Source organism: Sinisalibacter aestuarii (assembly GCF_027923545.1).
In the GTDB taxonomy this organism is placed as follows: domain Bacteria; phylum Pseudomonadota; class Alphaproteobacteria; order Rhodobacterales; family Rhodobacteraceae; genus Sinisalibacter; species Sinisalibacter aestuarii.
Genome location: NZ_BROH01000002.1, coordinates 185,522 through 204,055 on the forward strand (window position 1 = coordinate 185,522; position 18,534 = coordinate 204,055).

Here is an 18,534-nt window from a genome sequence, read left to right on the forward strand (position 1 = left end):
GTTAGCTAATAATCATTCATTTTTATCATGGCGCATCTCTCCCTACATAGCAACCGGGAGGGGCGCCAACGCACACACCTCCAACCAATGAGGCCAGGAGTTCGCCATGCATACGATGACCGCCACGCATCACATCCGCCACCGCAATGCCCGCCGGTGGCTCAGCCCGCTCACCTGGATCAAGACGGCCGTCAAGACCCATCGGCAGCGCCTGCGCCTGGAAGATCTCGACGCGCATATGCTTGAAGACATCGGCATCGACCGCGCCACCGCCAGACGCGAGGCCCGCCGTCCGTTCTGGGATCTGCCGCGCTGACAGGCGTCCGGCGCCGTTCACACAAACGTGTCCACCGCAGGTTTCGCCAAGCAACGCCTTGAAATGAACACCTCTCTGGCCGATATTTGCATCTGAAACGGTGCCGCTTCCGGCCCGTTACGCAATTTGGCTTTCAGGAGGCTGACACAGATGGCTGATTTGAAGACGATGCGGACGGCCGCAGGCGCCCGCACCGCCCAGATCGACGAGGGGCTTCGCGCCCATATGAACAAGGTCTACGGCACCATGTCCGTGGGCCTGCTGATGACTGCGCTGGTGGCCTGGGCCTTCGGCTCGTCGCCGGCGCTGATGTCGATCCTCTACAACCTCGACACCGGCTCGCCGAACATCCTCGGCTGGATCGTCATGTTCCTGCCGCTGATCATGGTTTTCGCCTTCGGCGCAGCGATCAACCGGCTCTCCGCCGCCGGCGCGCAGCTTTATTTCTACGTCTACGCGGCCATCATGGGCCTGTCGCTGTCGTGGATTTTCATGGCCTTCACCGGCATTTCCATCGCCCAGACCTTCCTGGTCACCGCGATCGCCTTTGCCGGGCTGAGCCTTTACGGTTACACCACCAAGCGCGATATCTCGGGCTGGGGCGCGTTCCTGATCATGGGCCTGATCGGCATCATCGTCGCCTCGATCGTCAACATCTTCCTCGGCAGCCCGGCGCTGCACTTCGCGATCTCGGTGATCGGCGTGCTGATCTTCGCGGGCCTCACCGCCTATGACACGCAGAAGCTGAAGAACGACTATATCCAGCACGCCCATGCGATGGACGGCGAATGGCTGGCCAAGTCGGCGATCCTCGGCGCGCTGAACCTGTATCTGGATTTCGTGAACCTGTTCATGTTCCTGCTCCAGTTCCTCGGCAATCGCGAGTAACCGGGCGCGCAAACACGGTGCGGGGCCGGTCCTTTGGGCCGGCCCTTTTCGTATCATGGCCTTTGACACCGCCCTCAAGCTCGCTCTCGCCCCCCTGCTCGTTGCGCAGGGTGTTGGCGTGCGGCGGCGCGCGTTGGTGCTGCCCGAGCCCAGCGGCCCCCGCAGCGGCGAATTGGGCGACGGCCCGCCGTTGAGCCTGCTGATCCTCGGCGACAGCTCGGCCGCCGGTGTCGGTGCGCCAACGCAAGGCGAGGCGCTTGCCGGCCAGCTCACCGCCCGCCTTGCTTCCCATCACCGGGTGCGCTGGCGGCTGGTGGCACGCAGTGGCGACACCACTGCCAACGCCCTGGCCCGGCTGCAGAACATTCCTGCCGAACCCTTCGACCTCGCCGTCATTGCGCTTGGCGTGAATGACGTGACCCACAGCGTGCCGCTCGCCCGCTGGCTCGCCCGGCAGGCCGAGCTGCGCGCCCGCCTCACCGAGCGCTTCGCGGTGCGCCATATTATCCAGTCCGGCCTGCCGCCCATGGGCGCCTTCCCGGCCCTGCCGCAGCCGCTGCGCGCGGTGATGGGCCTCACCGCGAGGCGTTTCGATGCGGCGCTGGCGGGCACACTGGCAGACCTGCCCGACGCCGCGCATCTGCGCTTCAACCTGCCGCTGACCCGCGATCTGATGGCGCCGGACGGATTTCACCCTTCGCCCGCCGGTTATGCGCTCTGGGCCGAGACCCTCGCCCCCGCGCTCCGTGCCGCCGCCCTGGCCGGCTGACCGGCACCGTTGCGCCGTGGTTTTTTCCCCCACCTGCCCAGTTACCGCCGCATTCCCGCGCTAATCTACCTGAAGATGAACAACAGGAGTGCACATGCAACACGTGATCTCATCCCTCGTTGAACGCCCGATTCTCACGCTTGGGTTGGGCGCGTTCCTGTCCGGGGTGGCCCTGTTTTACCTTGTCATGCAGCGCACCCGGAAAAATCGGATCGAACGCGCCCGCCGCGGCGAAGCCTGAGCAGGCGGGAATCGCACACGCAAAAAGGCCGCGCCCGGGAGCGCGGCCTTTTTCAATCCGGTGATCCGGTCAGGCAGATTACTTGATCTTGCCTTCCTTGTACTCGACATGCTTGCGCGCAACCGGGTCGTACTTCCGCACAACCATTTTCTCGGTCATGGTGCGGGCATTCTTCTTGGTCACGTAGAAGTGGCCGGTATCCGCGGTCGAGTTCAGGCGGATCTTGATGGTGGTCGGCTTCGCCATGGTCTCAGCTCCTCATCGGGCATGGGGCGCCCGGTCATATCCTTGAAGCCCGCCTTTTACCGCCCCGGGGGCGCGAGTCAACCGCAAACTCGGGGTTTTGGGCTATACTGGCCCCGTCACGCGACAGGAAAGGATATCCCATGCATCTCGGCGCATTTTCCGTCAGCCTCGCCGTCTCCGACATCGCCGCATCGCGCACGTTTTACGAGGCGCTCGGCTTCACCGAGGCCGGCGGCGACCAGAGCCAGGGCTGGCTCGTGCTGCGCAGCGGCAACACCACGATCGGACTGTTCCAGGGCATGTTCGAGAAGAACCTGCTCACCTTCAATCCCGGCTGGGGCCCACAGGCCACGCCGCTGGAGGGCGGCTTCGAGGACGTGCGCGCCATACAGGCGAAGCTGAAGGACGCAGGCATTGCACTGATCGAAGAAACCGACCCTGAAGGCACAGGCCCCGGCTACATCACGCTGGAAGACCCGGACGGAAACCCGATCCTGATCGACCAGCATGTCTGAGGCGATATGCGCGGACGGCCTGTAAGCCGGATTCTGTCCCGGGGTTGCCCCCATGGATGGCCATTCCTCTGCGCGGCGGGTTGCCCCGACGCTCTAGCTGCCGACCCGGATCCCGGACCAAGGCGGCCCGCGCGGGATCCCTATTTGGCATTGCTCCCGGTGGGGCTTGCCGTGCCGGTGCTGTTGCCAGCCCCGCGGTGGGCTCTTACCCCACCGTTTCACCTTTACCCAGGCAGCGCTTGCGCGCGTTGGGCAGTTTGTTCTCTGTGGCGCTTTCCCTGGGGTTGCCCCCGCCGGGCGTTACCCGGCACCGTTGCCTTGTGGAGTCCGGACTTTCCTCGAAGCTCACGCTCCGCGGCCATCCGGCCATCCGCGCCCGGCTGATCTAGGTGGCGGGGCCGCTCCGGTCAAGCGCAAGACCGGCGGCGAGCGCCATATCGTCGGGATTGAGCGGGCCCTGCGCGAAGGGGCGAAAGCGCGCGCGTGCCGCTTCGAGCACCGGCGCAAGCCCGGCATCGGCGGGATAGCCGAAGGCGGAGAGATCGGCGAGAAAGCGCGATGGATCGGGCGGCGCGGGCGTGCCCGGATCGGGCCAGACCGAAAGATTGCCCAGCGCCAGCCGCCGCCAGTCGAAGCGGCGGCCCGGATCGCCCTTGCGCGCGGGGGCCATATCCTGATGCCCGATCACGCCTTCGGGTGGAATAGCCCAGCGCCGCAGAATGTTCGAAAGCAGCAATTCCAACCGGCGCATCTGCGGTTCGGAAAAGGGAAAAAGGCCGGAATTATCCAACTCGATCCCGATTGACTGCGAGTTCACATCGCCCTGCCCGGCCCAGCTTCCGGCCCCTGCATGCCAGGCGCGCATCTCCTCGTCGACAAGCTGCCAGAGCCGCCCGTCACGGCCGATGAGATAATGCGCCGAAACCTCGTGCTCCGGGGCGCAAAGCCGCTCCAGCGCCTCTTCGGCGCCCGGCATGGCGGTGTAATGGATCACCACCAGTTCGGGCGTCAGCCCATCGCGGCGCGGCCCGAAATTCGGGCTTGGGCAGGCGATGATCCCGTCCGTCATCAGCCTTCGCCGGGGGTCTCGATCACCTCGTAGGTGGTCACCTCTTCCGGCGCGCCTTCGCGCGCGGCGCGGAACGGGCGCGGATCCCAATAGCAGGCAAAGCCGTCGCCGTCCGGGTCCATCCCGTAGCGGTCGCGCTGCGGCCCGCCGGAATCGAGAAACACCTCCTGCGCCCTGTCGTCGCCGCCATATTTGGCGCAGGCGCTCTCGAAGCGCGACTGGGCGGCAAAGCCCGACCGGTCATAAAGCTGCTGGCCCGGCACGTTGGTGGTGGCCAGCGCATAGGCGACGACCGACACGCCGGTGCCATCGGGGCGCTCCGGCAGCTCGGTCGGCTCGATGACCACGTATTGCGCGCGGTTCTCCGCGATCCTGTCGGCATCGCTCTGGATCGTCTCGCGCGCGCTCACCGCGGCGAAGTTCTGTTCGTCGGATATTGCCTCGGCACTCGCCACCGCGCCTTCTTCGACGGCAACCTCCGGTTGGGCCGCCGCATTCGTCGCCGCATCCGAAGCCATCGCCGACATCGGCGCGCCATCCGCCGGCACCGCCAGCCCGAGCGCGGCGGTGGTTTCGGCGGCAATCGCGGCGCCTTCGGTGCCGCCGTCGAGCGGCTGCGCCGTCACCGCGCTGGCAGGCGGCAAGGAAGATGCGCCGCCCATCGCCGCCGCATTCGGCGCGGAATTCGGCATCTCGGCGCTACAGGCCGCGAGGGCCAGGACGGACAGGGTGGTGAAGGTCGCGAACCGCATGTGTAATCCCCGGTTTGACGCCTGTCAGGGCGTTGTCGCGGGGCTTTACCACCATTTCTCCGGCTTGGAAACAAACCCGGCGGCCCGCTCCAGCGCGTAGGCGGTATTCAGCAGATCGCCCTCTTCCCACGGTTTGCCGATCAGTTGAAGCCCCAGCGGCAGCCCCTTGGCGTCGAGCCCGGCGGGCACCGAGATGCCCGGCAGCCCCGCGAGGTTCACCGTCACCGTGAAGACATCGTTGAGATACATCTGCACCGGATCGGCATCCGCCATCTCGCCCAGCCCGAAGGCGGCGGAGGGGGTGGCGGGGGTGAGGATCGCATCCACGCCCTGATCGAAGGCCTCTTCGAAATCGCGCTTGATCAGGGCGCGCACCTTGCGGGCACGGTTGTAATAGGCATCGTAGAAGCCCGCCGAAAGCACATAGGTGCCCACCATCACCCGGCGCTGCACCTCGGCGCCGAAGCCCTCGGCGCGGGTCTTTTCATACATTTCGGTAATGCCGTCGCCCGCCGCCAGCTTCGCCCGGCGGCCATAGCGCACGCCATCGTAGCGCGCGAGGTTCGACGAGGCTTCCGCCGGCGCGATCACGTAATAGGCGGGCAGCGCGTATTTGGTATGCGGCAGGGTGATGTCGATCACCTTGGCGCCCGCATCGGCGAGCATCGCCTTGCCGTCTTCCCAGAGCTTCTCGATCTCGGCGGGCATCCCGTCGAGCCGGTATTCCTTCGGGATGCCGATCACCTTGCCCTTGATATCGCCGGTCAGCGCGGCCTCGAAATCCGGCACGGCGAGATCGCGCGAGGTCGAGTCTTTCGGGTCATGCCCGGCCATGGCGGTGAGCATGATCGCGGCGTCGCGCACATCCTTCGTCATCGGCCCGGCCTGATCGAGCGACGAGGCGAAGGCAACGATGCCCCAGCGCGACACCCGGCCATAGGTGGGCTTCAGCCCGGTGATGCCGGTGAAGGCGGCGGGCTGGCGGATCGAGCCGCCGGTATCGGTGCCGGTGGCGGCAAGGCAAAGATCGGCGGAGACAGCGCTGGCCGAGCCGCCCGAGGAGCCGCCCGGCGTCAGCGCGGTGTCTTCATTGCCGCGCCGCCACGGGTTCACCGCATTGCCATAGACGGAGGTTTCGTTCGAGCTTCCCATGGCGAATTCGTCCATGTTGAGCTTGCCGAGCATGATCGCCCCGGCATCGAACAGGTTTTGCGTGACGGTCGATTCATATTCCGGCCTGAAGCCTTCGAGAATCCGGCTCGCGGCCTGGCTCGGCACGCCCCTGGTGCAGAACAGATCCTTGATGCCGAGCGGAATGCCCGTCATCGCCGCCGCCTCGCCCGCCTTGATCCGCGCATCGGCGGCCCTGGCCTGCTCCAGCGCGATTTCGGGCGTCTTGTGCACGAAGGCGCCAAGCGCATCGGCCGCCTCGATCTCGGTCAGGCAGGCTTCGGTGATCTCCACCGCCGTGGTTTCGCCCCTGGCCAGCGCATCGCGGGCCGCGCCGATGGTCAGCTTGTTGAGGTCAGACATCGCTCACTCCACCACTTTCGGCACGGCAAAGAAGCCCTCGCGGGCATCCGGCGCGTTGGACAGGATCTTGTCCTGATAATTGCCGTCGGTCACCACATCCTCGCGGCGCTTGAGGCGCATCGGCGTCACCGAGGTCATCGGCTCGACATCGTCGACATTCACCTCGTTGAGCTGCTCGATGAAGTCGAGAATATTGGAAAACTCGGCGGCCAGCGCCGGCAGACGGTCTTCCTCGACCTTGATCCGGGCCAGATGCGCCACTTTGCGCGCGGTTTCGATGTCGATCGACATGGGGGCCTCCCATTGCGGGTTTCCCCGCCCGTTTAGCGCCGCCCGCCCGCGCTCGCAAGCACCCCCGGCGCCGGACCTGCCACCGCCGCCGCGCGCAGGCAGCCCCGGACGGCAGCCCGGTATGACAATCGCGCCATAGTTCGGCCGCCTGCGACCATCGCAGCCAAAATTATTGCAGAAATCCGATCTTTGCTCTGCTAGACTGCCCGAAAAGCAAAACAAAACACGAGGCAGAGATGACGAGCACCGCTCCAATCACAGATGAATTGCGCGAAAAGATCATCGCCCAGCCCGAGGTGATCCTCGACGATCAGGACGTGATGCGCGCGCTCGTCGCCGCCAATGAACGCGCGCTCGGCAGCAATATCGTCGATCTGCGCGGCATTGCGATGGAGCGGCTGGAAAGCCGGCTCGACCGGCTGGAAGATACCCACCGCTCGGTGATCGCCGCGGCTTACGAGAACCTCGCGGGGATGAACATCATCCACCGCGCCGTGCTGCGGATGCTCGACCCGGCCGATTTCGAGGTGTTCATGAAGGATCTGGCCGGCGAAGTGGCCGAGATCCTGCGTGTCGACTGTGTGCGCCTCGTGCTGGAAACGGCGATGGAAGACCGCAGCGCGGCGGTCGACAAGCTGGGCAAGGTGCTGGTGGTGGCCGAGCCGGGCTTTATCGACACCTATCTCGGCCAGAGCCGCGAAGGCACCGCCCGGCCGGTGACGCTGCGCCAGATACATGAGCAGGACGAACGGCTATACGGCGAAAGCGGCTTCTGGGTCCGCTCCGAAGCCTGTATCCGCCTCGATCTCGGCAAGGGCCGCCTGCCCGGGATGCTGGTGATGGGCGCGGAAGACCCGCACCAGTTCAAGCCCGGCCAGGGCACCGACCTGCTCGCCTTCTTCGGCGGCGTCTTCGAACGGTCGATGCGGCGCTGGCTCTCCTAGGCATCTCAGGGCCGATGGCCGACACGCTCGCCATATCTCCCGGCACCCGCGATGCGCTTTCGGGCTGGCTCGACCATATCCGCGCGCTCGACGGGGCCGCGGAGAAGACGGTGGCCGCCTACCGCGACGACGTGACCCGCTTTCTCGCCTTCATCGGCGTCCATCAAGGTGGGGCGCAGGGGCGCGCGGGGCTGGCCCGCGTGGGGCTGAGCGACATGCGCGCCTGGATGGCGCATGAGCGCGGGCGCGGGCTTGGCCCCCGCTCGCTCGCCCGCGCGCTGTCGGCGGTGAAAAGCTTCTACCGCTGGCTGTCGGACCGCGATGGCTTCGACGCCAGCGCCGTGCTCTCCACCCGCAGCCCGAAATTCACCAAAAAGCTGCCCCGGCCGATCAGCGCCGAAGCGGCGGGCGAGGTGATCGCCACCGCCGAATTGCAGGCCCGCGACGGCTGGATCGGCGCGCGCGACGCGGCGGTGATCACCCTGCTCTATGGCTGCGGGCTGCGGATATCGGAGGCGCTCGGGCTGAAAGGCAAAGACGCGCCGCTGGCGGAGGTGCTGCGGATCACCGGCAAGGGCGGCAAGGAGCGGCTGGTGCCGGTGCTGCCCGCCGCGCGCGCGGCTGTCGAGACCTACCTCGCCCTTTGTCCGCATCCGCATGAAAACGATGCGCCGCTGTTTCGCGGGGCACGCGGCGGCGCGCTCAACCCGCGCCTCGTGCAGCAGGCGATGGAGCGCGCACGGCTCCAGCTCGGCCTGCCCGCCACCGCCACGCCGCACGCGATGCGCCACAGCTTCGCCACCCATCTGCTGAACGCGGGCGGCGATCTTCGCGCGATCCAGGAGCTGCTGGGCCATGCCTCGCTCTCGACCACGCAGGCTTATACCGCCGTCGACACGGCACGGCTGATGGATGTTTACGAAGCCAGCCACCCGCGTGCACGAGGCTGACAATTTGCCTCAAATTGCCCGTATCGGGTAACGCGATCTTCATCTCCCTGTCCGATTCTGGGCGCCGGATCAGACCCGACCCGCTTGACCAGAAAGGACGAGCCATGACCTCGCTGTCTCCCCTCTCCGTCGTGAGCGCGCTTTCGCCCGCGGCCAATATGCTGGGCACCCTCGCAGGCGAGGTTGCCGAGGCTGCACGCGGCAAGGATGGCCTTGCCGGCGCATTTTCCGATGCCTTCGCCGGCCTCGACGCCAATGATGACGGGCGGCTCAGCGCGGGCGATGCCGTTGGCCATGTCGCCAAGCTGCGCAACGCCGTGCTCGGCGGGATTGTCGATGTCTTCGGCGTGGACAAGGACGAGCCGGATCAGCGCCCAACCGCAGGCGTGCGGGCCGGGGGGCTGGCGGGGCCAACCCCGTTGAGCGCCGCCGCCACACCCGCCCTGCCCTCCGCGCCGGCGGCGCAGGCGGTGGAAAACCTGCCCGGCCTGGCCGAGATTCGCGCCACCTACGCAACCCTGCGCCTGATGCATTAGCCCCGCCCTGCCCGGGCCGCGCCTGCGCCGCCGCCATGAAGGCCGTTGATCGGGCGCGCCGTTTCCGTCATGAACACGGGCATGACTCGCGCGGCCAAAGCCTATTTCGTCCACCTCTTCACCGCGCTCGGCGCGGTGCTCGCCATGCTCGCCATGCTCGCGGCGGTCGAGGAAAACTGGCGCGTGATGCTTCTCTGGCTCGTGGCCGCCTTTGCCGTCGACGGGTTCGACGGGCCGCTGGCGCGCCGCTATGACGTGAAGAAGAACGCACCGCAGATCGACGGCGTGCTGCTCGATCTGATCATCGACTATCTCACCTATGTCTTCATTCCGGCTTACGCCCTGTTCAAGTCGGGCCTTCTGCCGGGCTGGACCGGCTGGGTGGCGATCATCCTCATCACCTATGCTTCCGCCGTCTACTTCGCCGATACGCGAATGAAAACGAAGGATAATTCCTTTTCCGGTTTCCCCGGCTGCTGGAACATGGTGGTGATCGCGCTCTTCGCCGTGCAGCCGAATTTCTGGGTTACGCTCGGCCTCGTGGTGGCGCTGGCCGTCGCCATGTTCTCGCCGCTGAAATTCATCCACCCGGTGCGCACCGAGCGCTGGCGCAGCGTCTCGCTGCCGGTCGCCATCGCCTGGACGGGTTTTGCCGGCTGGGCGGCCTGGGTCGATTTCCACCCGGCGAGCTGGGCGCATCTGGGCCTGGCATCCACCTCGTTCTACCTGCTCTTCGCCGGCATCGCGCAGCAGATCGTACCGCAGCGCCGGGCCGGGGCCTGACCCCTGCCCGACCGATCCGCCGTCAATCGGCGTGGAAGGTGGTGAAGGGGATCTTCACCGCGCCATGCAGCGTGACGGGTTGCGCCCCGCCCAGCGAATACCATTTGCCGACGCCGCCGCTGAGGGTGAAGCTGTCGCTCACCTTGTAGTCCAGCTCGGCCTTGGCGCCATAGATCAGCCCGCCGGAGGTGTTGATCCCGCCACCCGCCGCGGCCCCGCCAAACACTTCGCCCGCGACCGATACCCGGTCGCCCAGCGGAAATTCGAGGCCAATGCCCACCGTGCCCATCGCAAAGCCACCGGAATTGCCATCGACCACGGTATAGCCGCCGCCATTCACGTAAAACCGGTCGCCAAAAAACAGATCGGCCCCGGTTTCCACCAGCACCGGATCGCTGCCGGTGAATTTGTGGCCGGGCGCGCGGAAGCCGGGATGCGAGAACTGGTAGCTCAGCCCCGTCGAAAAGCGCCAGTGATGCGCCGGGCCGCCATCGACGCCGGTGACATTCGAGGCCGGATCGTCGAACCGGAAGGCGCCCCGCACGAAGGCCGAGGCCGCGCGGAAATCGCCCGTCGGCGCACCGATCCCCATCACCCCGGTCTCCACATGAAGGCCGCGAAACAGCGACACATCCACCCCCGCGCTGGCCGCCACCATCAGGCCGCCGCCGGTATCCACATCGCCGCCGCCGGCAAAGCCGGCGCCGACATCGGCAAAACCGCGCACCCGGCCGCCGAGGAAGGGGTTGGTATAATAGCGCGGCCCCGCGAGCCATTCGGCATAGCCGCTGCCATCGCCGTAGCCCGCGCCCATCGCCGAGAAGAAGAACTCCCAATGATCCATCGAAAGATCGCGGAAGGTGAACTCGGCCCCGACAAGATACATCGGGTTCATCACACCGGCCCCGTTCCGCCGGCTGCTGGACATCGGGTAATAATATCGCCCCATGCCGCTGACCGAGGCGATCACCACCCCGGCGGCGGGCCGGGCATTGCTGTGGCCGATATCGAGCGCGGTGCCGATGCGGCGCGAGACCGCGAAGGTGAGCGAGGGCGTGTCGATCGGCGAGCCGGTCACCCGCGTCCAGCCGACGCCGAGATGCGCCATGAAGCCCGAGGCGAAGGCCTGGTTGATCGTCACCTGCGGCTTGGTCATCAGCCCGTCGCCGACCACCACGATGGCCCCGCCGCCGCCGCCGACAAACCCGCCCACGTCAATCGAGGTCGTGTCGGTGATCTGGAACCGCTTGAAGGCGTCGAAGCCGCCAATGAACAGCCCGCCCGCATCGCCCCAGGCCGCCGAATAGACCGACTGACCGATATGGAACCCATCGCCGATATCCTTGGTGACGGTCGAATACTGGAAGGCGGTCACCGTGCTCTGGCGGCGCAGCAGGTAATCCACCCCCACCCGCACATCGAGATCTTCGGCCATGGCGGTGCCGGCCGCCGTCACGCCAAGGGCCAGCAGCCCCGCCCGCATCGCCGCCCTGATCGCTCCTGTTCGCATGGCTGTCCCCCGGTTGGTTGTTACCTTCCTGTCTCCGGGATCGCGGCGGCGAATTCAACTCCGCCTCTCTCCGGCCCCGCACTTCGCTCGGAAGTGTGGCCTCAGATCAGCAGCCCCGCCGCCCCCTCATGGCGCAGAAGCGCCACCTTGGTCTCGATCCCGCCGCTGCCGGAATAGCCGCCAAGGCCGCTTGCCCCGAGCACCCGGTGGCAGGGGATGATGAGCGGGATCGGGTTGCCGCCGCAGGCCTGCCCCACCGCCTGCGCCGGTGCGCCGAGATCGCGGGCGAGATCGCCATAGGTGCGGGTCTCGCCGAAGGGGATCGCCAGCATCGCCGCGCAGACCGCGCGCTGGAAGTCGGAGCCTTCCACCCGCAGCGGCAGGTCAAAAGTGTCGCGCTCGCCGGCGAAATAGTCCGCGATCTGGGTGCGGGCTTCGGCGAGCAGCGGGGTTTCCACACCCTCCGCGGCCCCGCCCCAGCCCAGCGCGGTGATCGCGCCACCTTCCTCGGTGACGCTGAGCCGGCCCACGGGGCTGTCGAGCAGGATGGTTGCCATCCGCAGAGCTTGCGCTTGCGCGCGGGCGGGGGCAAGGCGTTTCGAACCGCCTTGCACACGGCTTTCGAAAGCCGTTTTCCCTATCCCAGCGCGTCGTCGCAGCGCGCGCAGGTGCCTTCATGCGGGTGCGAGCCGACATCGGGCAGGATTTTCCAGCAGCGCTGGCATTTCTCGCCCTCGGCGCGTTCGAACACCACGCCGACGCCTTCGATCTCGGGCAGCCGGAACGCTTCGTTCGGCATCGGGTCGGAGGTGATTTCAACGTCCGAGGTGATGCAGATATCGGCGAAATCGACCGTGTGCAGCGCCTCCGCCAGAGCCTTGTCACGCACATGCACCACCGGGGCGGCTTCGAGCGACGCGCCAATCACCTTGTCGCGGCGCTGCACTTCCAGCGCTGCGGTGACCACCCGGCGCGCGGCGCGGATGCCCGACCATTTTTCGGCCAGAGCCGCGTCGCGCCAGCTTGCCGGGGTTTCGGGGATGTCGACCAGATGCACCGAGCTGTCCTCGCCCGGGAACCGCTCCAGCCAGACCTCTTCCATCGTGAAGACGAGGATCGGCGCGAGCCAAGTGGTGAGGCGGTGGAACAGGATATCGAGCACGGTGCGCGCCGATTTCAGCGTATTCGCGCCCGGCGCATCGCAATAGAGCGCGTCCTTGCGGATATCGAAATAGAACGACGAGAGATCGACCGTGGCGAAGTTGAACACCGCCTGAAACGCGCCCTGAAAATCGTAGGCGTTGAAGCCGTCGCGCACCACCTCATCCAGTTCCGCGAGGCGATGCAGCACCCAGCGTTCCAGCTCCGGCATATCCGCCGGGTCGACCGCCTCGGCCGGGTCGTAGCCCGCGAGGTTGCCGAGGATGAAGCGCATCGTGTTGCGCAGCCGGCGGTAGCTGTCGGCGGTGCCTTTGAGGATTTCCGGGCCGATCCGCTGGTCGTTGGTGAAGTCGGTCTGGGCCACCCAGAGGCGCAGGATATCAGCGCCGTATTGTTTGGTGACTTCCTCGGGCACGATGGTGTTGCCCAGCGACTTCGACATCTTCATGCCCTTTTCGTCGAGCGTGAAGCCGTGGGTCAGCACGCCGCGATAGGGGGCGCGGCCCTTGGTGCCGGAGGCCTGCAACAGCGAGGAATGGAACCAGCCGCGGTGCTGGTCGGTGCCTTCGAGGTAGAGATCGGCGATGCCGTCGGGCGTGCCGTCGGCGCGGTCGCGCAGCACGAAATTATGGGTCGAGCCGCTATCGAACCACACGTCGAGCACGTCGAAGACCTGTTCGTAATCGGCGGCGTTGTAATCGTTGCCGAGGAAGCGCTCCTTCGCGCCCTCCTCATACCAGCAATCCGCCCCTTCGGTCTCGAACGCGTCCTTGATGCGGGCATTCACCGTGTCGTCGCGCAGCAGGAAATCCGCATCGGTCGGCAGCGCGCCGACCTTGGTGAAGCAGGTCAGCGGCACGCCCCAGGCGCGCTGGCGCGAGAGCACCCAGTCGGGCCGGGCCTCGATCATCGAGCGCAGGCGGTTCTTGCCCTTTTCGGGGGTGAAGGTCACGAGCTCGTCGATGGACGTCAGCGCACGTTCACGGATCGTCTTGCCATAGGTGTCCATCCCGTCGCCCAGCTCGCGGTCGATGGCGACGAACCATTGCGGGGTGTTGCGGTAGATCACCGGGGCTTTCGAGCGCCAGGAATGCGGGTAGGAGTGCTTGATCCGCCCGCGCGCCAGCAGCCCGCCCACCTCGATGAGCTTGGCGATGACCGCGGCATTGGCGTCGCCCTCCCAATCGCCCTTCTTGGCCTTCTCGCGCAGGATGCGCTTGCCGCCGAAAAACGGCAGGTCTTCGCGGAAAGCGCCATCGTCGAGCACGTTGTAGGTGAGCATCTGGTCGAGCATCCCGAGATCGCGGTAGAGCTCGAATTCCTCCATCCCGTGCGACGGCGCGCAATGAACGAAGCCGGTGCCTTCCTCGTCGGTGACGAAGGGGGCGGCGCGGAAATCGCGCGCATCGTCCCATTCGCCATTGCCGCCCTCGGCACCGGCCAGCGGGTGGTTCAGCGAAAGGCCCGCCAGTTCCGCGGTAGGCACATCGCGCACCCGCGTCCACATCGCATCGTCGAGCCGGGCGCGCATCATCACGTCGCCGGCGAGCTTGTCGGCGAGGATGAAACGGTCGCCGACATTGGCCCAGCATTCGTCGGGCGTGCCGGTGACTTCGTAAAGCCCGTAGGCGAAATCTTCACCGAAGGTCACGGCCTTGTTCGACGGGATCGTCCAGGGTGTGGTGGTCCAGATCACCACAAAGGCGTTTTCAAGCTCACCCGGGGTGGTGACGCGGAATTTCACCCAGATCGTGTGGCTTTCCTTGTCGTGATACTCCACCTCGGCCTCGGCCAGCGCCGTCTTTTCCACCGGCGACCACATCACCGGCTTCGAGCCCTGATAGAGCGTGCCGTTCATCAGGAACTTCATGAAATCCTCGGCGATCACCGCCTCGGCGTGGAAGTCCATCGTCAGGTAGGGATCGTCCCAGTTGCCATAGACGCCGAGGCGTTTGAATTCCTCGCGTTGGATATCCACCCAGCCCTCGGCGAAGCGGCGGCATTCCTGGCGGAAGTCGACCACGTTCACCGCGTCCTTGTCCTGCCCCTTGGCGCGGTATTGCTCCTCGATCTTCCATTCGATCGGCAGGCCGTGGCAATCCCAGCCCGGCACGTAGCGGGAATCGCGGCCCATCATCTGCTGGCTGCGCACGATCATATCCTTGAGGATCTTGTTCAGCGCGTGGCCGATATGGAGGTGGCCGTTGGCGTAGGGGGGGCCATCGTGGAGGATGAAGGGTTCGCGGCCGGGCTTTTCCCGCAGCCGGTCATAGACGCCGATCTTCGCCCAGCGGTCGAGCCAGCCGGGCTCGCGGTTCGGCAGCCCCGCGCGCATCGGAAAGTCGGTTTCGGGCAGGTTCAGCGTGTCTTTATAGTCAGGCGTGTCGGCGCACATGTCCTGTGTCCTTTGGAAGTCATCTTGGGCGTTTTAGGAGAAGGGCGGCGCGGGGTCCATACGCCTTTGCCCGGCGGCTCGTGCTCAGAGCGCCGGGTTTGTAATTCGAATGATCAGAGCCATGCGATACATCATGGCGGCGGTATAGCGCCGTGCGGGCGGAGGGTAAAGGGCGACGGGATGCCGGGGGGCGCCCGACCCTGGGAGGGCGTTTGCCGCGTTCGAGCATCGTGTGCGGCCATCACGCGCCTGCCATTGGTTCGCAGCACACGGCACCCATGCGCCCTCCCGGGGGGAGGGTCGGGCGCCGCCCGGCCAATGGCCGGACGAGGACGGCTCAATCGCCGGTCTCCTCCCCCTCCTCCATCCGGCTCGCCGCCCAGCGGTTGAGGAAGGCGAGGCCCGCCAGCGCGAGGCCGAGCGCGAGGAAGGAAAACACCCTGAGCAACCCCACCAGCCCGGAAATGTCGACGAGGAAGACCTTGGCAACGGTCAGCCCGATCACCGCCATCGCCGCCTTGCGCAGCAGGTCCGAGCGGCGGGCAATGGCCTGGTAGAGCAGCCCCGCTCCGGCGATGAGCAGCACCATCGTATAGGTGTAGAGTTCGGGCTGGCTGAAGCCTGCCATATCCATCTCCGCCCCACGCCAGAAATGGCGGATGGCGAGGACCAGCCAGACCACCGCGAGCGCAAGGCCCCCGCCCGTGAGCGCCAGCCGGAACTTGCGCGGCAGGAAGGTGAAGCGCAGGCCCACCGCCAGCAGCACCAGCGCGGGCAGGAGGTAGCCGAGGATCAGCGTGTTCAGGAGCGGCCAGCCATGCACGGCAGTGTCGGTAGAATAGTCGACGGCGGGGTTCAGGAAGGTCAGCCCCACGGCCAGCACGAACAGCCCGATTACACCATAGACCGAGGCGAGCGCCCAGCGCAGCTTCGCCAGCCAGCCGCCAAGCCGGACGCGCCAGAGCTGGTTGGCGGCGGCGGCGAACCAGATCACCGCGAGCAGCCCGGTGAACCAGTGGCTCTCGGTGCCGGTGCCCGGGGTGAAATCGTCGACCAGCCGGATCGTGACCACCGAGGCGAAGACGGCGGCGATGGTCCAGCCCGCGCTCTCGGCCACGGCGGTGGCCGCCGGGCGGGTGAGCGGGCGGTAGAGCCAGAGGGCTGCGAAGGTGGCGGCGAGCGGCCCGGCGAAAGCCAGCAGCATCTCCCACCACGGCGCGTCGAAAGCCCAGCCGAGCCCGGGGTCGATCAGCAGCCGGTAGGTGAGCCCGATCGCCCCCACCTGCACCGCCACCGAAAGCGGGCGCAGGGTGAAGCGCCGGTCGAGCGCGGCGGCGGCGACGGCGAGCACGGCGAAAGAGAGGGTGAGCGCGGTCTTGGTAAAGACCACCGCCAGCGCCAGCGCGATCAGTGCAAGGGCTGCAAGCGCGAAGCCCGCCACGCGCGGGCGGCTCTCGCCGTCATCGCGTGCGAAGGCCAGCGCCAGCGCCACCATCGCCGCCGCCACGCCGATCACCGCCAGCGCCCAGCCATAGGCGCCGAGCAGGTCCGCCGGCTGCCAGCCGAACTCGATCCCGCCCGCCACCAGCGGCGCCACCAGTGCGGCCCCCGCCCCCCAGGCCACCGGCCAGCGCGCGCCGCGGCGCGAGCGCCAGGCGGCCATCAGGCTGACGGCAAGGGCGAAGGCAAGGATGAGGTAGGGCGTGGCCGGCACCGGCGTGCCTTCCTCGGCGCCGCGCACGAGGTCGAAGGCGCGGTAGGGGTCGACCCAGGCCGCCGCGACGACCACGGGCAGCGCGGTCAGGGCAAGGCCGGGCAGGATGGCGAGGTCTTCCAGCGCCTGCGCCCTGTCGGCCCAGACGGCGATGGCGAAGAACAGCGCGGTGAGCGCGATCAGCGCCAGCCAGAATTCGCCCGCGCCCGACAGGCCGAGCACGAACAGCCCGGCCACCGAAGCGGCCATGCTGCCGGCGACGAGCCGGGTCGGAAACTCGGGCCAGCCGCGCGGGCGGCCCTTGAAGACGCTTTCGACCAAAGCCGCGCCGCCCTGCGCAGGCGCGAGGGTGAAGGTGGGGATCGCCATCGCCGCCAGCACCAGGCCGGTGAGCACGAGGGCATAGAGCTCGGGCCAGTCCGCCCCGAGCCAGAGCAGGGTTACCGCCGGATAGGCCCCCGCCAGCGCCAGCAGCGAGACCCAGCCCCAGCGCCGCCCGGCGTCGATGGCGAGGCCGGTGACGGCGACAAGGGCGAAATAGCCATAGAACAGCTCGGGGTGATTGCTTTCGCCGCCGGTGAGGAACGGCGCGCCATAGGCCCCGGCAATGCCCAGCGCGGCCAGCAACGGCCCGGAATACCAGCCCAGCCCGACGGCGAGCGCCGCCACCGCCACCAGCCCGGCAAAGCCCATCCCCGGCCCGACCAGCCCGTAGAGATGCAGCGCCGCCAGCACGCCGCCGAAGAGCGTGACGATCCCCGCACCGGAAAAAACCGAGGGCAGATAGGCCGTCACAGCCTCGTCACGGTCGCCCCAGCGGCGGCGGATATATTCGCCCCCCGCCACCAGCGCCGCGCCGAAGAGCAGCGCCACCGCCACGCGGGCAGCCGGGGTGAGCAGCCCGGTCTCGATCCCGTATTGCACGAGGAACAGCCCGGCAAAGGCGAGCGAAACGGCGGAGACGGCGTAGATCCAGTTGGCCTTGAGCCAGTCGCCCAGCGCGGCGAGCTTGTCGGCGCGCAAAACGACGGCCCTGGGTGGCATTGCCGCCGTCTCGGAGCTGTTTTGCGGCGGCGTCGGCTGCGGCGCGACCGGCTTGGCCCCCACCCATGGCCCGGCCTGCGCCTCGGGTTCGACCTCGGCGCTGGTCGTGGTGGCGGGCGGTGCAATGGCCGCCGCCTGTGCGGCCGGTGGCGCTGGCTCCGGGCTTGGCGCGGGCACATGCCCGATCCGGGCGACGAGGCCCTCCAGATCGCGCACACGCCGCGAGAGCTGCATCGTCCAGACCATGAAAACGATCAGCAGAACCGGCGCGGCGAGCGCGGCAATCGCGAGCAAAACCAGCAAACCTTCCATCACCCACGCCCTCCGCCTTCTTCCGGCCGGTTGACCGAACCTGACCTATTCGGCTGCCCCCGTCCAGTCACCGCAGCCACGGCAAGGCGATGTCGGGCCGCGCCAGCATCAGCCAGAGGATGCCGAGAACGGCGAAGAAGGCGGGAAATCCGAAGGCGAACCAGATGCGGTAGAGCCGGTCGAACCGCGCGGGCAAGGGTGCGCCCGCCATGGCGCTCGCACGCGCCATATCGCGCAGCCGCACCTGGATCCAGACCACCGGCAGCCAGAACGCGCCGGTCACCACGTAAAGCGCCAGCGCCACGATAATCCAGCCCTCCGTCAGCGGCCAGCCAAGCGCCAGCGCGAGCAGAATGCCGGTAACCGGCTGCGCCACCACGGCGGTGGCGGTAAACAGCATATCGGCCAGCACCACGCTGCCCGCCACATGGGCGACCAGCGCCGCATCGCGCGTGCGCACCGCCATCACCATGAAAAACGCGATCCCGGCGCCGGTGCCGAACAGCGCCGCCGCCCCGATCACATGCAGCCAGCGCAGGATCAGGAGCCAGTCCATCCGCCAGCC

The 18,534-nt window shown here is 67.3% G+C and carries 19 protein-coding genes and 1 other RNA gene; 9 read left to right on the forward strand and 11 right to left on the reverse strand.

Translation table 11 applies throughout. The features are described from left to right. Positions 1 to 106: 106 nt before the first annotated feature. The 4 genes from QMG28_RS05800 to QMG28_RS05815 all read left to right on the forward strand — a co-directional run bounded on the left by QMG28_RS05800 (position 107) and on the right by QMG28_RS05815 (position 2,214). On the forward strand, positions 107 to 316 hold the full coding sequence (locus QMG28_RS05800) for a DUF1127 domain-containing protein (protein WP_281841269.1): 210 nt from the start codon (positions 107 to 109) through the stop codon (positions 314 to 316). 150 nt (positions 317 to 466) lie between these two features. Then, entirely contained in the window at positions 467 to 1,204 is a 738-nt protein-coding gene (locus QMG28_RS05805; RefSeq protein ID WP_281841270.1) for a Bax inhibitor-1/YccA family protein, read from the forward strand. A 55-nt stretch (positions 1,205 to 1,259) separates the two neighbouring features. After that, the gene (locus tag QMG28_RS05810) at positions 1,260 to 1,973 is read left to right on the forward strand and encodes an SGNH/GDSL hydrolase family protein (RefSeq protein WP_281841271.1); all 714 of its coding nucleotides are present in this window, start codon (positions 1,260 to 1,262) and stop codon (positions 1,971 to 1,973) included. Between the two features lie 94 nt (positions 1,974 to 2,067). Continuing rightward, a complete protein-coding gene (locus QMG28_RS05815; protein WP_281841272.1) occupies positions 2,068 to 2,214 on the forward strand; it encodes a hypothetical protein in 147 nt (48 codons plus the stop codon). Between the two features lie 78 nt (positions 2,215 to 2,292). Here the strand turns inward: QMG28_RS05815 and rpmG are convergent, their stop codons facing one another. Continuing rightward, positions 2,293 to 2,460: a 50S ribosomal protein L33 gene (gene rpmG / locus QMG28_RS05820; RefSeq protein WP_012179442.1), complete on the reverse strand. Its 168-nt coding sequence runs from the start codon at positions 2,458 to 2,460 to the stop codon at positions 2,293 to 2,295. Positions 2,461 to 2,600: 140 nt separating this feature from the next. On the opposite strand from rpmG, the gene QMG28_RS05825 reads away from it, so the two are divergent. Continuing rightward, complete coding sequence (locus QMG28_RS05825; protein WP_281841273.1) at positions 2,601 to 2,975, forward strand: VOC family protein; 375 nt, start codon at positions 2,601 to 2,603, stop codon at positions 2,973 to 2,975. Positions 2,976 to 2,981: 6 nt separating this feature from the next. Here the strand turns inward: QMG28_RS05825 and rnpB are convergent. From rnpB to gatC, 5 genes are all read right to left on the reverse strand, one after another. After that, positions 2,982 to 3,349, reverse strand: an RNA gene (gene rnpB / locus QMG28_RS05830) — RNase P RNA component class A. Between the two features lie 11 nt (positions 3,350 to 3,360). Next, positions 3,361 to 4,044, reverse strand: coding sequence for an N-acetylmuramoyl-L-alanine amidase (locus QMG28_RS05835; protein WP_281841274.1), 684 nt, complete (start codon positions 4,042 to 4,044; stop codon positions 3,361 to 3,363). Then, on the reverse strand, positions 4,044 to 4,796 hold the full coding sequence (locus tag QMG28_RS05840) for a hypothetical protein (RefSeq protein ID WP_281841275.1): 753 nt from the start codon (positions 4,794 to 4,796) through the stop codon (positions 4,044 to 4,046). Before QMG28_RS05840 ends, QMG28_RS05835 begins: the two co-directional genes overlap by 1 nt. 45 nt (positions 4,797 to 4,841) lie before the next feature. Beyond that, positions 4,842 to 6,329, reverse strand: a complete 1,488-nt coding sequence (gene gatA / locus QMG28_RS05845) for an Asp-tRNA(Asn)/Glu-tRNA(Gln) amidotransferase subunit GatA (RefSeq protein WP_281841276.1) — start codon at positions 6,327 to 6,329, stop codon at positions 4,842 to 4,844. A 3-nt stretch (positions 6,330 to 6,332) separates the two neighbouring features. Continuing rightward, entirely contained in the window at positions 6,333 to 6,620 is a 288-nt protein-coding gene (gatC, locus tag QMG28_RS05850) for an Asp-tRNA(Asn)/Glu-tRNA(Gln) amidotransferase subunit GatC (protein ID WP_281841277.1), read from the reverse strand. Positions 6,621 to 6,856: 236 nt separating this feature from the next. Here gatC and QMG28_RS05855 point away from each other — a divergent pair, with 236 nt between their 5' ends. The 4 genes from QMG28_RS05855 to QMG28_RS05870 all read left to right on the forward strand — a co-directional run bounded on the left by QMG28_RS05855 (position 6,857) and on the right by QMG28_RS05870 (position 9,833). Next, positions 6,857 to 7,564 (forward strand): DUF484 family protein, encoded by a 708-nt coding sequence (locus QMG28_RS05855; RefSeq protein ID WP_281841278.1) that lies wholly within the window; start codon positions 6,857 to 6,859, stop codon positions 7,562 to 7,564. Positions 7,565 to 7,578: 14 nt separating this feature from the next. Beyond that, positions 7,579 to 8,514 (forward strand): tyrosine recombinase XerC, encoded by a 936-nt coding sequence (locus QMG28_RS05860; RefSeq protein ID WP_281841279.1) that lies wholly within the window; start codon positions 7,579 to 7,581, stop codon positions 8,512 to 8,514. Between the two features lie 104 nt (positions 8,515 to 8,618). After that, positions 8,619 to 9,050, forward strand: a complete 432-nt coding sequence (locus QMG28_RS05865; protein ID WP_281841280.1) for a hypothetical protein — start codon at positions 8,619 to 8,621, stop codon at positions 9,048 to 9,050. Positions 9,051 to 9,131: 81 nt separating this feature from the next. Beyond that, positions 9,132 to 9,833, forward strand: a complete 702-nt coding sequence (locus QMG28_RS05870) for a CDP-alcohol phosphatidyltransferase family protein (protein WP_281841281.1) — start codon at positions 9,132 to 9,134, stop codon at positions 9,831 to 9,833. A 22-nt stretch (positions 9,834 to 9,855) separates the two neighbouring features. Here QMG28_RS05870 and QMG28_RS05875 read toward each other — a convergent pair whose 3' ends face one another. From QMG28_RS05875 to QMG28_RS05895, 5 genes are all read right to left on the reverse strand, one after another. Then, a complete protein-coding gene (locus QMG28_RS05875) occupies positions 9,856 to 11,343 on the reverse strand; it encodes a hypothetical protein (RefSeq protein WP_281841282.1) in 1,488 nt (495 codons plus the stop codon). A 101-nt stretch (positions 11,344 to 11,444) separates the two neighbouring features. Continuing rightward, a complete protein-coding gene (locus QMG28_RS05880) occupies positions 11,445 to 11,900 on the reverse strand; it encodes a methylated-DNA--[protein]-cysteine S-methyltransferase (RefSeq protein ID WP_281841283.1) in 456 nt (151 codons plus the stop codon). 80 nt (positions 11,901 to 11,980) lie between these two features. Beyond that, entirely contained in the window at positions 11,981 to 14,899 is a 2,919-nt protein-coding gene (ileS, locus tag QMG28_RS05885) for an isoleucine--tRNA ligase (RefSeq protein WP_281841284.1), read from the reverse strand. Positions 14,900 to 15,236: 337 nt separating this feature from the next. Further along, the gene (locus tag QMG28_RS05890) at positions 15,237 to 17,969 is read right to left on the reverse strand and encodes a DUF2339 domain-containing protein (RefSeq protein WP_281841285.1); all 2,733 of its coding nucleotides are present in this window, start codon (positions 17,967 to 17,969) and stop codon (positions 15,237 to 15,239) included. A gap of 67 nt (positions 17,970 to 18,036) precedes the next feature. Continuing rightward, a complete protein-coding gene (locus tag QMG28_RS05895; RefSeq protein ID WP_281841286.1) occupies positions 18,037 to 18,525 on the reverse strand; it encodes a DUF2269 family protein in 489 nt (162 codons plus the stop codon). Positions 18,526 to 18,534 lie beyond the last annotated feature (9 nt).

Coding starts and splice junctions, on each gene's coding strand:
- QMG28_RS05800 (WP_281841269.1), top strand. CDS start 107: ATGCATACGATGACCGCCACGCATCACATCCGCCACCGCAATGCCCGC.
- QMG28_RS05805 (WP_281841270.1), top strand. CDS start 467: ATGGCTGATTTGAAGACGATGCGGACGGCCGCAGGCGCCCGCACCGCC.
- QMG28_RS05810 (WP_281841271.1), top strand. CDS start 1,260: ATGGCCTTTGACACCGCCCTCAAGCTCGCTCTCGCCCCCCTGCTCGTT.
- QMG28_RS05815 (WP_281841272.1), top strand. CDS start 2,068: ATGCAACACGTGATCTCATCCCTCGTTGAACGCCCGATTCTCACGCTT.
- rpmG (WP_012179442.1), bottom strand. CDS start 2,460: ATGGCGAAGCCGACCACCATCAAGATCCGCCTGAACTCGACCGCGGAT.
- QMG28_RS05825 (WP_281841273.1), top strand. CDS start 2,601: ATGCATCTCGGCGCATTTTCCGTCAGCCTCGCCGTCTCCGACATCGCC.
- QMG28_RS05835 (WP_281841274.1), bottom strand. CDS start 4,044: ATGACGGACGGGATCATCGCCTGCCCAAGCCCGAATTTCGGGCCGCGC.
- QMG28_RS05840 (WP_281841275.1), bottom strand. CDS start 4,796: ATGCGGTTCGCGACCTTCACCACCCTGTCCGTCCTGGCCCTCGCGGCC.
- gatA (WP_281841276.1), bottom strand. CDS start 6,329: ATGTCTGACCTCAACAAGCTGACCATCGGCGCGGCCCGCGATGCGCTG.
- gatC (WP_281841277.1), bottom strand. CDS start 6,620: ATGTCGATCGACATCGAAACCGCGCGCAAAGTGGCGCATCTGGCCCGG.
- QMG28_RS05855 (WP_281841278.1), top strand. CDS start 6,857: ATGACGAGCACCGCTCCAATCACAGATGAATTGCGCGAAAAGATCATC.
- QMG28_RS05860 (WP_281841279.1), top strand. CDS start 7,579: ATGGCCGACACGCTCGCCATATCTCCCGGCACCCGCGATGCGCTTTCG.
- QMG28_RS05865 (WP_281841280.1), top strand. CDS start 8,619: ATGACCTCGCTGTCTCCCCTCTCCGTCGTGAGCGCGCTTTCGCCCGCG.
- QMG28_RS05870 (WP_281841281.1), top strand. CDS start 9,132: ATGACTCGCGCGGCCAAAGCCTATTTCGTCCACCTCTTCACCGCGCTC.
- QMG28_RS05875 (WP_281841282.1), bottom strand. CDS start 11,343: ATGCGAACAGGAGCGATCAGGGCGGCGATGCGGGCGGGGCTGCTGGCC.
- QMG28_RS05880 (WP_281841283.1), bottom strand. CDS start 11,900: ATGGCAACCATCCTGCTCGACAGCCCCGTGGGCCGGCTCAGCGTCACC.
- ileS (WP_281841284.1), bottom strand. CDS start 14,899: ATGTGCGCCGACACGCCTGACTATAAAGACACGCTGAACCTGCCCGAA.
- QMG28_RS05890 (WP_281841285.1), bottom strand. CDS start 17,969: ATGGAAGGTTTGCTGGTTTTGCTCGCGATTGCCGCGCTCGCCGCGCCG.
- QMG28_RS05895 (WP_281841286.1), bottom strand. CDS start 18,525: ATGGACTGGCTCCTGATCCTGCGCTGGCTGCATGTGATCGGGGCGGCG.